Origin of the sequence: Pantoea sp. X85 (assembly GCF_029623675.1) — a bacterium.
In the GTDB taxonomy this organism is placed as follows: Bacteria; Pseudomonadota; Gammaproteobacteria; order Enterobacterales; family Enterobacteriaceae; genus Pantoea; species Pantoea leporis.
Genome location: NZ_CP121108.1, coordinates 4010518 through 4025323, shown reverse-complemented (window position 1 = coordinate 4025323; position 14806 = coordinate 4010518). Strand labels below are relative to the sequence as shown.

Here is a 14806-nt window from a genome sequence, read left to right as displayed (position 1 = left end):
AATTAAGGAGAAGTAGTGTACACGGCTAATTAGGAAGCGGCTATTTGCTAAAACCGGTTAATTTCTGTATACTATGCCGCCTTCGATGAGATCACTTGTCGGAGCATACACTTAATGTTCAACCGCGTGTGGTGCTGTGCAGGCTGAGCCTGGCACGGAGAGCGACACGGCCTTTTATGAGGTTCTCCCATGAAACAAGGTATTCACCCTAAGTACGAAGCAGTAACCATGACTTGCTCTTGCGGTAACGTGATCAACACCCGTTCAACCATGGCTTCTGGTCTGAACCTGGACGTGTGCGGCAAATGCCACCCGTTCTACACTGGTAAGCAGCGTATTGCTGACACCGGTGGCCGTGTAGATCGCTTCAACAAGCGTTTCAGCGTGCCAGCAAGCAAGAAATAAGATTTTTGGCCGTCGAATCTTCGCGATTCGGCAGCAAGAAAAAACCCAGCCTCGGCTGGGTTTTTTTATTTCTGGCTTCAGTATTTCCAACTATCGGGATCGATGCCCATTTCACGCATAATCTGTTTCGCTTCTTCCGGAATCTCATCGCTGCGTTCTTTACGCAAATCGACATCGTTCGGCAGAGGCTGCCCGGTGAAAGCATGCAAAAAGGCTTCACACAGCAGTTCGCTGTTGGTGGCGTGACGCAGGTTGTTCACCTGACGGCGGGTGCGCTCGTCCGTTAAAATCTTCAGCACTTTCAGCGGGATAGAAACTGTAATTTTCTTAACCTGCTCGCTCTTCTTGCCATGTTCAGCGTAAGGGCTGATATATTCGCCGTTCCATTCAGCCATGGGTTACCTTAATCAATAAAAGTTGAATATGGGGAAATCCGTTGATTATGCCCGATTTTTCGATGCCTGACCCCTTAAACCGCAGGTTTTATGCTTGAGCACCGCTTCTGCAAAGGAAAGCGCGCTGAACACCAGGCGATGACGGACAATTTTAGCGGTTATTGATGATTTGCTCAATCTATACGCAAAGACATTTAGATGTCCAGATGTATTGACGTCTATGTGCGGAATGTTATCCTGTTGCTCTTCTTTTTCTTCAGGAACAGTAAGCACCATGACGCGTAAACAGGCAACCATCGCAGTACGTAGCGGTTTGAATGATGACGAGCAATATGGCTGCGTTGTCCCACCGATTCATCTCTCCAGCACCTATAACTTCCTCGACTTCAATGAGCCGCGTGCGCATGACTATTCACGTCGTGGTAATCCAACGCGCGATGTGGTTCAGCGCGCGCTGGCAGAACTGGAAGGTGGCGCAGGCGCGGTATTGACCAATACCGGCATGTCAGCGATTCATCTGGTGACAACCGTGTTCCTGAAGCCGGGCGATCTGCTGGTGGCGCCACATGACTGTTACGGCGGCAGCTATCGCCTGTTCGATAGCCTGAGCAAGCGCGGCGCCTATCGCGTGAAGTTTGTTGATCAGGGCGATAAAGCGGCGCTGGCCGCTGCTCTGGCCGAGAAGCCAAAACTGGTGCTGGTTGAAAGCCCAAGTAATCCACTGCTGCGTGTGGTCGATATCGCCAGCATCTGCGCCGCCGCGCGTGAAGCTGGCGCCATTAGCGTGGTAGACAACACCTTCCTCAGCCCGGCGCTGCAAAACCCGCTGGCGCTGGGTGCCGACTTTGTTGTTCACTCCTGCACCAAATACCTGAATGGTCACTCAGATGTGGTGGCGGGCGCGGTGATTGCGAAAGATCCAGCGATCGCCACCGATCTGGCGTGGTGGGCGAATAATATTGGTGTAACCGGCGCCGCGTTTGATAGCTACCTGCTGCTGCGCGGTTTGCGCACGCTGTCACCGCGCATCGCCGCCGCACAACGCAATGCATTGGCGATAGTTGATTACCTGAAGCAACAACCGCTGGTGAAAAAACTGTATCATCCGTCCCTGCCGGAAAATGCCGGTCATGAGTTTGCGGTACGTCAGCAGCGTGGTTTTGGTGCCATGCTGAGTTTCGAAATCGATGCCGATGAGGCTCGCCTGCGCCGCTTCCTGAAAGCGCTGCAGCTGTTCACGCTGGCCGAATCGCTGGGCGGCGTAGAGAGTTTGATTTCGCATACCGCAACCATGACGCATGCTGGCATGTCTGCAGAAGCACGCGCGGCAGCGGGAATTTCGGAAACACTGCTGCGTATTTCTGTTGGGATTGAAGATCACGAAGATTTAATCGCCGATCTGGATAATGCATTCCGGATCGCAGCCGAGGAGTAATCATGACGAGTTCAGTGGGCGCGGGAACGCCGATCAAGCAGTTGCATAAATTTGGTGGCAGTAGCCTGGCCGACGCACGTTGCTATCAGCGCGTGGCCAGCATCATGGCGGATTACAGCCAGCCAGGCGACTTAATGGTGGTCTCTGCCGCAGGCAGCACCACTAACCAGTTGATCAGCTGGCTGAAATTGAGCCAGAGCGATCGCTTATCTGCTCATCAGGTGCAACAGGCTTTACGGCGTTTTCACAGCGAGTTAATTGCTGCGCTGCTGCCTGCTGAATATGCCGAAACCCTGACGTCTTCCTTTATACGCGATCTGGAGAGACTGGCGGCGCTGCTCGATGGCACCATCACCGACGCGGTATATGCCGAAGTGGTGGGGCACGGCGAAATCTGGTCAGCGCGCTTGATGGCTGCGGTTTTGAGCCAGCGCGAGATCGAAGCCGCCTGGCTGGATGCGCGTGACTTCTTGCGTGCTGAACGTGCCGCGCAGCCGCAGGTTGATGAAGGCAAATCCTGGCCGCTGCTACAGGAGCTGTTAACACAGCATCCGCATAAGCGTTTGGTGGTGACCGGCTTTATCAGCCGCAGCGAAGCGGGTGAAACCGTGCTGCTTGGGCGTAACGGCTCGGACTACTCGGCAACGCAGATTGGTGCGCTGGCGGGCGTGGGGCGCGTAACCATCTGGAGCGATGTGGCGGGCGTTTACAGCGCCGATCCGCGTAAAGTTTCTGATGCGTGCCTGCTGCCGCTGCTGCGTCTTGATGAAGCCAGCGAGCTGGCGCGTCTGGCGGCGCCGGTGCTGCACACCCGCACCTTGCAGCCGGTTTCCAACAGCGACATCGACTTGCAGCTGCGTTGCAGCTATCAACCGGAGCAGGGCTCGACGCGCATTGAGCGCGTGCTGGCCTCCGGCACCGGCGCGCGTATCGTCACCAGCCACGATGATGTGTGTCTGGTGGAGATTCAAATTCCCGACAATCACGATTTCAAAACCCAGCAGAAAGAGATCGATCTGCTGCTGAAGCGCGCGCAGCTGCGTCCGCTGGCGATCGGCGTGCATCCCGATCGCCGCCTGCTGCAGCTGTGTTACACCTCGGAAGTGGTGAATAGCGCCTTCAACCTGTTGCAGGACGCCGCACTGCCGGGCCATCTGCAGCTGCGCGACGGCTTAGCGCTGGTGGCGCTGGTGGGCGCGGGCGTGACGCGTAATCCGCTGCACAGCCACCGCTTCTGGCAGCAGATCAAAGATCAGCCGGTGGAGTTTGTCTGGCAATCGGAAGATCACATCAGCATCGTGGCGGTACTGCGCGTCGGCCCGACGCAGCACCTGATTCAGGGACTGCATCAGTCGCTGTTCCGCGCAGAAAAACGCATCGGTTTGATGTTGTTCGGCAAAGGCAACATCGGTTCACGCTGGCTGGAGCTGTTTGCCCGCGAGCAGGAAACGCTGTCGGCGCGTACGGGATTTGAGTATGTGCTGGCGGGCGTGGCAGACAGCAGCCGCAGTTTGCTGAGCTACGACGGTCTGGAAGCCAGCCGCGCATTGGCGTTCTTTGATGATGAAGCGGTCGAGCGCGATGAAGAGTCGCTGTTCCTGTGGATGCGTGCGCACCCGTTCGATGATTTAGTGGTGCTGGACTGGACGTCACCGCCAGCGAGCAGCTGGCGCAGCAGTATCATGATTTCGCCAGTCACGGCTTCCACGTTATCAGCGCCAACAAGGTTGCCGGTGCGTCGAGCGGTCAGAGCTGGCGTCAGGTGCGCGATGCTTTCGCCAAAACCGGTCGTCACTGGCTGTATAACGCCACCGTCGGTGCCGGTTTGCCGGTCAATCACACGGTGCGCGATTTACGCGAAAGCGGCGATAGCATTCTGGCGATCAGCGGCATCTTCTCCGGCACGCTGTCGTGGCTGTTCCTGCAATTTGATGGCACGGTGCCGTTTAGCGAGCTGGTTGATCAGGCGTGGCAGCAAGGCCTGACCGAACCAGACCCGCGCGTGGATTTGTCCGGGCAGGACGTAATGCGCAAGCTGGTGATTCTGGCGCGTGAAGCGGGCTACGACATCGAGCCGGATCAGGTGCGTGTCGAGTCGCTGGTGCCGGCAATTTGCGACGGTGAGTCGATTGATCACTTCTTCGAAAACGCCGACGAGCTGAATGATCAGATGCTGCAGCGTCTGGAAGCGGCGCAAGAGATGGGCTTAGTGCTGCGTTACGTGGCGCGTTTCGATGCCAATGGCAAAGCGCGCGTCGGCGTGGAAGCGGTGCGCCCAGAGCATCCGCTGGCTGCGTTACTGCCGTGCGATAACGTGTTTGCCATCGAAAGCCGCTGGTATCGCGATAATCCGCTGGTGATTCGCGGACCGGGCGCAGGCCGCGATGTTACGGCCGGCGCGTTGCAATCGGATATCAACCGCCTCGCACAGCTGCTGTAATCTGCCTCACTTTGCAGACGGCATCGTCCGTCTGCATTCTTCACCTTCCCACCGCGCATCATGAAACGCTTTCACCTTGAGTGAAAATTTGTCACGCCTGTTCATTAATTTTCAGTTGACGCTAGCGTGCGAATCGTTCATTTTGTGCATCTGGACGTCTAAACGTATGGATGTTCGAAGGCCGCAAAATAATCGATATGTGATGACGAGGTATTAGGATGAGTTTCTTTCACGCCAATCAACGCGAAGCGTTGAACCAGAGCCTGGCTGAGCTGAACGGGCAAATTAATGTCTCTTTCGAATTTTTCCCGCCACGTACCAGCGAAATGGAAGAAACCCTGTGGAGCTCAATCGATCGACTGAGCAGCCTGAAGCCAAAATTCGTCTCCGTCACCTACGGTGCCAACTCGGGCGAGCGCGATCGTACGCACAGCATCATCAAAGGCATCAAAGATCGTACCGGTCTGGAAGCCGCACCGCATCTAACCTGTATCGATGCCACGCGTGATGAGCTACGCAGCATCGCGCGTGATTACTGGGATAGCGGCATTCGTCATATCGTGGCCCTGCGCGGTGATTTACCGCCGGGCAGCGGCAAGCCGGAGATGTACGGCTCGGATTTGGTGGCGCTGCTGAAAGACGTTGGCGATTTCGATATCTCGGTGGCGGCCTATCCGGAAGTGCATCCCGAAGCGAAAAGCGCGCAGGCCGATTTGATTAACCTGAAACGCAAAATTGATGCCGGTGCTAACCGCGCCATCACGCAGTTCTTCTTCGATGTGGAAAGCTACCTGCGCTTCCGCGATCGCTGTGTCGCAACCGGTATCGACGTGGAGATCGTGCCGGGTATTTTGCCGGTCTCTAACTTTAAACAGCTACAACGCTTCGCCACCATGACCAATGTGCGGGTGCCGGGATGGATGAGTGCAATGTTTGAAGGTCTGGATAACGATCCGGAGACGCGCAAAATGGTCGGTGCCAGCGTCGCCATGGACATGGTGAAAATCCTGTCGCGGGAAGGGGTGAAGGATTTTCATTTCTATACGCTGAACCGCGCCGAGTTGAGTTACGCCATTTGCCACACGCTGGGTGTGCGTCCGGCGATGGGAGGTTAATGCCCTCACCCTGTCCCTCTCCCGCCAGCGGGCGAGGGAAGGGTTAGGTGGAGCAATGTTGAAACACCTGTGCTTGATTGGTTCCCTCTCCCGCCAGCGGGAGAGGGTTAGGGTGAGGGGAAAAATTAACCGGTATTACGCATACCCGCTGCAACACCCGCGATCGTCACCATCAGCGCTTGTTCTACACGCGCATCTGGCTCATCACCGCGCTCTTCCTGCGCACGTGAACGATGCAGCAGTTCAGCCTGCAACACGTTCAGTGGATCGGTATAAACGTTACGCAGCGCGATGGACTCAGCAATCCACGGTTGGTCAGCCATCAGATGGGCATCGTTAGCGATGGTCAACACCGCTTTGATATCCGCATCCAGCTGATCGCGCAGCTGCTTGCCGAGCGACCACAGTGATTTATCCACCAGACGCTGATCGTAGTACTCCGCCAGCCACAAATCGGCTTTCGAGAACACCATCTCCAGCATGCCAAGACGTGTGGCGAAGAATGGCCACTCGCGGCACATGTTCTCCAGCTCATCCTGATGACCTTCATCCATCGCTTTCTGCAACGCGGCACCCGCGCCCAGCCAGGCTGGCAGCATCAGGCGGTTCTGCGTCCAGGCGAAGATCCACGGAATGGCACGCAGCGATTCCACACCGCCGGTTGGGCGACGTTTAGCCGGACGTGAACCCAGCGGCAATTTGCCCAGCTCCTGCTCTGGCGTGGCTGAGCGGAAATAGGGCACGAAGTCCGGATTCTCACGCACATAGCCGCGATACATCGCGCAGGAGTGCGCCGACAGACCATTCATGATCTCCTGCCATTCGCGCTTGGGTTCCGGCGGTGGCAGCAGGTTGGCTTCCAGAATCGCACCGGTATACAGCGACAGGCTGGCGATAGTGACTTCGGGCAAACCGTATTTGAAGCGAATCATCTCGCCCTGTTCGGTCACGCGCAGGCCACCTTTCAGGCTGCCCGGCGGTTGTGACAACAGCGCCGCATGGGCTGGCGCGCCGCCACGACCGATTGAGCCGCCGCGTCCGTGGAACAGCGTCAGCGTGATGCCCGCGCTTTCACAGGTTTTGATCAGTGCGTCCTGCGCCTGATATTGCGCCCAGCTGGCGGCCATCACGCCGGCATCTTTCGCCGAGTCGGAATAGCCAATCATCACCATCTGTTTGCCATTGATAAAGCCGCGATACCAGTCGATGTTCAGCAACTGCGTCATCACATCGTTGGCGTTGTTCAGGTCATCAAGGGTTTCGAACAGCGGCGCAACCGGCATGGCGTAAGGAATGCCGGCTTCTTTCAGCAGCAGATGCACGGCCAGCACGTCCGACGGCGTTTTCGCCATGGAGATCACGTAGGAAGCAATTGAACCCTGCGGCGCTTCGGCCACCACTTTGCAGGTATCCAGCACTTCGCGCGTCTCATCGCCCGGTTCCCACTGATGCGGCAACAGCGGACGCTTGGAATTCAGTTCGCGAATCAGGAAAGCTTGTTTATCCGCTTCTGACCAGCTTTCGTAATCACCGAGGCCGAGATAGCGCGTTACTTCGGCAATCGCCTGGGTATGGCGGGTGCTCTCCTGACGGATATCAATGCGCACCAGCGGCACGCCGAAACACTTCACGCGGCGCAGCGTGTCCAGCAGCTGACCATTGGCGATGATGCCCATGCCGCACTGCTGCAGAGATTGATAGATAGCGAACAGCGGATCCCACAGCTGATCGTTAGAGACCAGCAAATCGGCCGGACGCGGCAGGCGCTCGCCTTTAAGACGACGGCCAAGATAAGCCTGCGTGGTCATCAGCTGGCCGCGAAGGCGCTTCAGCACCATGCGGTACGGCTCCAGCGCTTCCGCATCGCCGCACAGCTCGCGCACTTCGTCGCTGCATTCGGACATCGACAGCTCGGAAATCAGCACGCCGATATCGCGCAGGAACAGGTCCGCGGCCTTCCAGCGGCTCAGCTGCATCGCGTGGCGGGTAATCGGTGCGGTGACGTTCGGGTTGCCGTCACGGTCGCCGCCCATCCACGAGGTAAATTTAATCGGCACGAAATCGACCGGCAGCTTAATGCCAAAAGTCTCTTCCACTTGCTCATTCAGCTCACGCAGGAAGGCTGGCACGCCTTGCCACAGGCTGTTTTCCACCACGGCAAAGCCCCATTTGGCTTCATCGATCGGCGTTGGACGATATTTGCGGATTTCGTCGGTATGCCACGCTTGTGCCACCAGCTGGCGCAGACGGCGCATCACCTGGGTACGTTCGTAGTCAGAGATATCGCTATGATCGAGTTGCTGCAAACAGCTGTTCACTTCGCCCAGCATATGGATCAGCGTGCGGCGGGTAATTTCGGTGGGGTGCGCAGTCAGCACCAGCTCCAGCGACAGCTCTTCAATCGACTGGCGGATCGCCGCTTCGCTGATATCGCCTTGCTGTTTCAGACGTGCGAAAGTCTTTTTCAGCAGTTCAGGATGGTTCGCGCCATCGCCGCTACGCGAAATGGTTTGATACTGTTCAGCGACGTTGGTGAGATTAAGGAACTGGCTAAACGCGCGCGCCACCGGCAGCAGCTCGTCGTTCGACAGATTTTGCAGCGTGGTCAGCAGTTCCTGACGATGAGTGTCATTTCCCGCGCGGGATGACTTAGAGAGTTTACGGATGGTCTCCACCTGGTCGAGGATGTTCTCTCCTAGTGCATCCTTAATCGTATCCCCGAGCAGTTTGCCGAGCATACTGACATTACTTCGCATTGCGGAATATTGTTCGTTCATTGGACCCTGACACCCTTATCGTCTTTTTTAATACTCTTACGCCCAACGGGCATAACATCGTCTTTTATCTAGCCACGTATCTTCCTGCGCGTCAATTGCCTTAAATCTACGTAAATGTGCTGCTAAATGGCGGAAATTCAAAGAATTTGCTTGCAGCGAAGCGAGATAAGTTATTCTTATTATCAAATCCCGAACAATGACGGGGCAATTTGCTGATTTAACAGTGAAATGCCCCATTTGTTGTTCATCAATGACAAAAATGCTGTACGACTTGGGTGATAAGCGCATGAGTCGGCTTGATAAATGCGGTATCAATAAACTCATCAGGTTGATGGGCTTGATTGATCGATCCCGGGCCTAATACCAGCGTTGGGCACAACTGCTGGATAAAAGGCGCTTCAGTGCAATAGTTCACCACTTCGGTTGGCACGCCCAGCAGCTTCTCCACCACTTGCACCAGCTCATGATCGGCCGGACATTCGTAGCCTGGAATCGGCGGATGCAGCTCGCCTACGGTGAGACGTCCCGGCCAGCGCGCACTTACCGGCGCCAGCGCGTCATTCAGCAGACCATCCAAATCGCTCAGGGTTAAGCCCGGCAGCGGACGAATATCCATGTGCAATTCACAGCAGGCGCAGATGCGGTTGGCCGCGTCGCCACCATGAATATGACCAAAGTTCATGGTTGGATAAGGAATGGCAAAACCATCGTGGTTGTAACGCTCTTTCAGCGTGTTACGCAGCTGCATCAGCTGGGTAATGGATTCATGCATCAGTTCAATGGCGTTAACGCCGCGTGACGGATCGCTGGAGTGGCCTGATTGCCCCTGAATACGAATCACATTCGACAGATGACCTTTATGCGCGCGCACCGGCTTAAGTGAGGTGGGCTCGCCGATGATGGCGCAATCCGGACGCAATTGGGTGGATTCAGAGAAATACTTCGCGCCCGCCATGGTGGTCTCTTCGTCGGCGGTGGCGAGGACGTAGAGCGGCTTGCTGAGTTTGGTCACGTCAACGTCACGCAGCGCGTCCAGAATAAAGGCGAAGAAGCCTTTCATGTCGGCGGTGCCGAGGCCGTACAGCTTGTTGTCGTGTTCGGTCAGCGTGAACGGATCGCGCGTCCAGCGGCCATCATCGTAAGGCACAGTGTCGGTATGACCCGCCAATAACAAGCCGCCTGCGCCCAATCCGCTGCGCGCCAGCATGTTGAATTTATGCCGCGTGCCAGGCACCGGCTGCACTTCTACACTGAAGCCAATATCGCGGAACCAGCCGGCCAGCAAATTGATTAAAGTTTCATTACTCTGATCCAGTGCGCTATCGGTTGCGCTGATTGATGGCGTGGCAATCAACTGGCGGTAGAGTTCGATAAAAGGTGGTAATTTTGTCTTCACTGTTGACGGTCCTTGGGTTAGGATGTATCAATATTCATGCATTAATAGTGAATAAAAATACAATAACGTCGCTTGCATGTGAAGCATCAAATCTTCTGCAAACGGCATTCTGGGCAACGGGGCAAGGCCGCGACCCGATACGTGTGACTGTAATAAGGTATACAGCCTGATGTTGAATACGCTGATCGTTGGTGCCAGTGGTTACGCTGGCGTAGAGCTTGCCACCTACCTGAATCGCCATCCGCATATGAACATAACCGCTTTGGCGGTTTCAGCGCAAAGCCCGGATGCTGGAAAGTTATTGTCGGATTTGCATCCGCAGCTCAAAGGCATTGTCGATTTGCCGCTGCAGCCGCTGAGCGATGCCGCTGAATGGGCCGACAAAGTGGATGTGGTGTTCCTCGCCACCGCCCATGAAGTCAGCCACGATCTGGCACCCGAATTCCTCAAAGCCGGTTGCGTGGTGTTTGATCTCTCCGGCGCGTTCCGCGTAAACGACGATGCGTTCTATACCCAATATTACGGTTTCAGCCATCAGCATCAGGATTGGCTGGACAAGGCGGTTTACGGCCTGGCCGAATGGCAGCACGACAAAATTAAAGATGCGGAGCTGGTTGCGGTGCCGGGTTGCTACCCAACCGCAGCCCAACTTTCGCTGAAACCGCTGATCGCAGCGGGCCTGCTTAACGATACACAGTGGCCGGTGATTAACGCCACCAGCGGCGTGAGCGGCGCAGGGCGCAAAGCCAACGTTGGCACCAGCTTCTGTGAAGTGAGCTTGCAACCGTACGGCCTGTTTAATCACCGTCATCATCCGGAAATCGTGGCACATCTCGGTACGCCGGTGATCTTCACGCCACATCTGGGCAGCTTCCCACGCGGGATTTTATCGACCACCACTTGCCGCCTGAAAGCGGGCGTGACTCAGCAGGATGTGGCGGATGCCTTCCATAACGCTTACCACGACAAACCGCTGGTGCGCGTCTATGACAAAGGCGTACCGGCGCTGAAAGCGGTGGTCGGTTTGCCGTTCTGCGACATCGGCTTCGCCATGCAAGGCGAGTACCTGATTGTGGTGGCTGCCGAAGATAACCTGCTGAAAGGCGCCTCATCGCAGGCGGTTCAGTGTTTGAACATTCGTTTCGGCTTCCCCGAAACGCTGTCTCTGATTTAACGAACGGATAACGCAATGAATCCATTAATCATTAAACTGGGTGGCGTGCTGCTGGATAGCGAAGAAGCGCTGGCTCGTCTGTTTGATGCCCTGCTGGCGTACCGCAATGAACATCAGCGTCCGCTGATCATTGTGCACGGCGGTGGTTGCGTGGTGGACGAGCTGATGAAGAAGCTCGCGCTGCCGGTGAAAAAGAAGAACGGTTTGCGCGTGACGCCAGCCGATCAGATTGACATTATTACCGGTGCGTTAGCCGGTACCGCCAACAAAACGCTGCTGGCGTGGGCGAAGAAATATGGCATCGGCGCGGTGGGTTTGTGCCTCGGCGATGCCGGTCTGGTCAACGTGGCGCAGTTCGATGAAGAGCTGGGACACGTTGGCAACGCGACGCCGGGCAATCCGGCGCTGGTGAACACGCTGCTGGCGGCGGGCTACATGCCGGTGATCAGCTCGATTGGCATCACCGACGGCGGCGAGTTGATGAACGTCAACGCCGACCAGGCCGCCACCGCACTGGCTGCGACCATCGGTGCCGATTTGGTGCTGTTGTCTGATGTCAGCGGTATTCTCGACGGCAAAGGTCAGCGCATCGAAGAGATGACCGCCGCGAAAGCGGAGCAGCTGATTGCGCAGGGCATCATCACCGATGGCATGATCGTGAAAGTGAACGCGGCGCTTGATGCCGCCCGCACGCTCGGTCGCCCGGTCGATATCGCCAGCTGGCGTCATGCTGAACAACTGCCAACCCTTTTCAACGGCGTGTCGATTGGCACCCGGATTCTCGCATAATCAAGGATTAAGACATGAGCACGCAAAACATCAAAAAAATCGTTCTGGCCTACTCCGGCGGTCTGGATACTTCAGCCATCATTCCATGGTTGAAAGAGAACTATGGCGGCTGTGAAGTGGTGGCGTTCGTGGCGAACATTGGCCAGGATCCAGCCGATCTGGAAGGCGTTGAGAAGAAAGCGCTGCAGTCAGGTGCGTCTGAGTGCCACGTGGTTGACCTGCGTGAAGCGTTCATCAGCGAATACGTGTATCCGGTTCTGCAGACTGGCGCCCTGTACGAAGGCACTTATCTGCTGGGTACGTCTATGGCGCGTCCGATTATCGCTAAAGCCCAGGTTGAGCTGGCGCTGAAAGTGGGCGCAGATGCGCTGTGCCACGGCGCAACCGGTAAAGGTAACGATCAGGTGCGTTTCGAAACCACCTACACCGCGCTGGCGCCACAACTGAAAGTGGTTGCGCCATGGCGTGAGTGGGACCTGCGTTCACGTGAAGCGCTGCTGGATTACCTGAAAGAGCGCAATATCCCGACCACCGCGTCGCTGGAAAAAATCTACAGCCGTGATGAGAACGCCTGGCACATCTCTACCGAAGGCGGCGTGCTGGAAAGCCCAGCCAATGCACCGAACAAAGATTGCTGGGTGTGGACCGTTGATCCGCTGGAAGCGCCCGATCAGCCAGAAAATGTCACGGTCACCGTGGAGAAAGGTCGCGTGGTGGCGGTGAATGGCGAGACGCTGAGCCCGTTCCAGTGCCTGGAAAAACTCAACGTGCTGGGCGCCAAACACGGCGTCGGCCGTATCGACATCGTGGAAAACCGTCTGGTAGGCATCAAGTCCCGCGGCTGCTACGAAACTCCAGGCGGCACCATCATGGTTAACGCGCTGCGTGCGGTTGAACAGCTGGTGCTGGATCGCGATAGCTTCAAATGGCGTGAGCAGCTGGGCCATGAAATGTCTTACGTGGTTTACGATGGTCGCTGGTTCGCGCCGCTGCGTAAATCTATCCAGGCCGCAGCTGAATCCCTGGCAGAAGAGGTGAATGGCGAAGTGGTACTCCAGCTGTATAAAGGCCAGGCCACGGCGATTCAGAAAACCTCTGCTAACAGCCTGTACTCAGAAGAGTTCGCCACCTTTGGCGAAGACGAAGTTTACGATCACCGTCACGCGGGCGGCTTTATCCGCTTGTTCTCACTCTCTTCACGCATTCGCGCGCTGAACGAGCAGAAGAAGTAATACCGCGGCAATCGACATATTTTGCAAGGGCGGCTTCGGGCCGCCTTTTCTATAACAGATTCAGGAGTAATGCAGATGGCACTTTGGGGCGGACGTTTTTCGCAGGCAGCAGACCAACGGTTCAAACAGTTCAACGACTCGCTGCGTTTTGACTATCGCCTGGCCGAGCAGGACATTACCGGCTCGATTGCCTGGTCAAAAGCGCTGGTGACGGTCAACGTGCTGACCAATGAAGAGCAGCAACAGCTGGAAAGCGCGTTGAATGAACTGCTGGCCGAGGTACGCGCCAATCCTGAGCAGATTCTGCAAAGCGATGCGGAAGATATTCACAGCTGGGTGGAAGGCAAGCTGATTGACAAAGTCGGCGCGCTGGGCAAGAAATTGCACACCGGCCGTAGCCGTAACGATCAGGTCGCGACCGATCTGAAACTGTGGTGCAAAGAGCAGGTTGCCGTGCTGCTGGAGGCGACGCGTGAGCTGCAATCGGCGCTGGTCGCCACGGCACAAGCCAATCAGGACGCGGTGATGCCGGGTTACACGCACCTGCAGCGTGCGCAACCGGTGACGTTCGCGCATTGGTGCCTGGCGTACGTTGAGATGCTGGCGCGTGACGAGAGCCGTCTGCAGGATGCACTGAAGCGTATGGATGTCAGTCCGCTGGGTTGCGGCGCGCTGGCGGGTACCGCCTACGAGATTGATCGTCAGCAGCTGGCCGGCTGGTTAGGTTTTGCCTCTGCCACGCGTAACAGCCTCGATACCGTTTCCGATCGCGATCACGTGCTCGAGCTGCTGTCAGACGCCTCGATTGGCATGGTGCATCTGTCGCGCTTTGCTGAAGACCTGATCTTCTTCAACACCGGTGAAGCGGGCTTCCTTGAGCTGTCGGATAAAGTCACTTCCGGATCGTCGCTGATGCCGCAGAAGAAAAACCCGGATGCGCTGGAGCTGATCCGTGGCAAATGTGGCCGTGTGCAAGGTGCGCTGACCGGCATGATGATGACGCTGAAAGGCCTGCCGCTGGCGTACAACAAAGATATGCAGGAAGACAAAGAAGGGCTGTTCGATGCGCTGGATACCTGGCTCGACTGCCTGCATATGTCGGTGCTGGTGCTGGACGGCATTCAGGTAAAACGTCCGCGCTGCCAGGAAGCCGCTGAGCAGGGCTACGCCAACTCGACCGAGCTGGCCGATTATCTGGTGGCAAAAGGCGTTCCGTTCCGCGAAGCCCACCACATTGTGGGTGAAACCGTGGTGGAAGCGATCAAGCAAGGCGTGGCGCTGGAAGCGCTCACTCTGACGCAGTTGAAGCAGTTCAGCGCGGTGATTGAGGATGACGTGTATCCAATTCTGTCGCTGCAATCCTGCCTGGATAAGCGTAATGCGCAAGGCGGTGTCGCTCCTCAACAGGTCGCCTTCGCCATCAGCGAAGCGCAGAAGCGCTTGGGTTAAAAGCTATGCGCATTAGATTGCGCCGCTGCGGTATATGCAGGAATGCGTAGCGGCGCGATTTATCGCGCTCTGTTGATATCCAGCAAGCGAGTGACAAGCAAAAAAAAGCGGGCACCTCTTCGGTAGCCCGCCAACCTCTAGCTTCGGAATTACATTTTGTTATAGGCACATCATCAAGGGCAGGCCACTCCCGGCCAGC

At 56.5% G+C, this 14806-nt stretch carries 10 protein-coding genes and 1 pseudogene; 8 read left to right on the top strand and 3 right to left on the bottom strand.

Annotated elements, in window-relative coordinates:
- Positions 1-189 precede the first annotated feature (189 nt).
- Complete coding sequence (gene rpmE / locus P6287_RS18750; protein WP_007885402.1) at positions 190-405, top strand: 50S ribosomal protein L31; 216 nt, start codon at positions 190-192, stop codon at positions 403-405.
- A gap of 77 nt (positions 406-482) precedes the next feature.
- Here rpmE and metJ read toward each other — a convergent pair whose 3' ends face one another.
- The gene (gene metJ / locus P6287_RS18745; RefSeq protein ID WP_277974234.1) at positions 483-800 is read right to left on the bottom strand and encodes a met regulon transcriptional regulator MetJ; all 318 of its coding nucleotides are present in this window, start codon (positions 798-800) and stop codon (positions 483-485) included.
- A gap of 274 nt (positions 801-1074) precedes the next feature.
- Between metJ and metB the strand changes: the two genes are divergently transcribed.
- From metB to metF, 3 genes and pseudogenes are all read left to right on the top strand, one after another.
- Positions 1075-2235, top strand: coding sequence for a cystathionine gamma-synthase (gene metB / locus P6287_RS18740; RefSeq protein ID WP_277974233.1), 1161 nt, complete (start codon positions 1075-1077; stop codon positions 2233-2235).
- Positions 2236-2237: 2 nt separating this feature from the next.
- Positions 2238-4675 (top strand): annotated as a pseudogene (locus P6287_RS18735) (bifunctional aspartate kinase/homoserine dehydrogenase II).
- A 218-nt stretch (positions 4676-4893) separates the two neighbouring features.
- On the top strand, positions 4894-5790 hold the full coding sequence (gene metF / locus P6287_RS18730; protein ID WP_101760639.1) for a methylenetetrahydrofolate reductase: 897 nt from the start codon (positions 4894-4896) through the stop codon (positions 5788-5790).
- 125 nt (positions 5791-5915) lie between these two features.
- Here the strand turns inward: metF and ppc are convergent, their stop codons facing one another.
- Positions 5916-8567, bottom strand: coding sequence for a phosphoenolpyruvate carboxylase (gene ppc / locus P6287_RS18725; RefSeq protein WP_277974232.1), 2652 nt, complete (start codon positions 8565-8567; stop codon positions 5916-5918).
- Between the two features lie 247 nt (positions 8568-8814).
- A complete protein-coding gene (gene argE / locus P6287_RS18720; protein ID WP_101760637.1) occupies positions 8815-9963 on the bottom strand; it encodes an acetylornithine deacetylase in 1149 nt (382 codons plus the stop codon).
- Positions 9964-10132: 169 nt separating this feature from the next.
- Here argE and argC point away from each other — a divergent pair, with 169 nt between their 5' ends.
- The 4 genes from argC (at position 10133) to argH (ending at position 14607) form a co-directional block, all read left to right on the top strand.
- Entirely contained in the window at positions 10133-11137 is a 1005-nt protein-coding gene (argC, locus tag P6287_RS18715; protein ID WP_277974231.1) for an N-acetyl-gamma-glutamyl-phosphate reductase, read from the top strand.
- A 15-nt stretch (positions 11138-11152) separates the two neighbouring features.
- A complete protein-coding gene (gene argB / locus P6287_RS18710; RefSeq protein ID WP_007885411.1) occupies positions 11153-11926 on the top strand; it encodes an acetylglutamate kinase in 774 nt (257 codons plus the stop codon).
- A gap of 14 nt (positions 11927-11940) precedes the next feature.
- Positions 11941-13158: an argininosuccinate synthase gene (locus P6287_RS18705; RefSeq protein ID WP_101760634.1), complete on the top strand. Its 1218-nt coding sequence runs from the start codon at positions 11941-11943 to the stop codon at positions 13156-13158.
- A gap of 75 nt (positions 13159-13233) precedes the next feature.
- Positions 13234-14607 (top strand): argininosuccinate lyase, encoded by a 1374-nt coding sequence (gene argH / locus P6287_RS18700; RefSeq protein WP_192415346.1) that lies wholly within the window; start codon positions 13234-13236, stop codon positions 14605-14607.
- The last annotated feature ends 199 nt before the right edge of the window (positions 14608-14806 follow it).

Excerpts from the sequence above, each read along its gene's own strand:
- rpmE (WP_007885402.1), top strand. The coding sequence starts at position 190 with ATGAAACAAGGTATTCACCCTAAGTACGAAGCAGTAACCATGACTTGC.
- metJ (WP_277974234.1), bottom strand. The coding sequence starts at position 800 with ATGGCTGAATGGAACGGCGAATATATCAGCCCTTACGCTGAACATGGC.
- metB (WP_277974233.1), top strand. The coding sequence starts at position 1,075 with ATGACGCGTAAACAGGCAACCATCGCAGTACGTAGCGGTTTGAATGAT.
- metF (WP_101760639.1), top strand. The coding sequence starts at position 4,894 with ATGAGTTTCTTTCACGCCAATCAACGCGAAGCGTTGAACCAGAGCCTG.
- ppc (WP_277974232.1), bottom strand. The coding sequence starts at position 8,567 with ATGAACGAACAATATTCCGCAATGCGAAGTAATGTCAGTATGCTCGGC.
- argC (WP_277974231.1), top strand. The coding sequence starts at position 10,133 with ATGTTGAATACGCTGATCGTTGGTGCCAGTGGTTACGCTGGCGTAGAG.
- argB (WP_007885411.1), top strand. The coding sequence starts at position 11,153 with ATGAATCCATTAATCATTAAACTGGGTGGCGTGCTGCTGGATAGCGAA.
- P6287_RS18705 (WP_101760634.1), top strand. The coding sequence starts at position 11,941 with ATGAGCACGCAAAACATCAAAAAAATCGTTCTGGCCTACTCCGGCGGT.
- argH (WP_192415346.1), top strand. The coding sequence starts at position 13,234 with ATGGCACTTTGGGGCGGACGTTTTTCGCAGGCAGCAGACCAACGGTTC.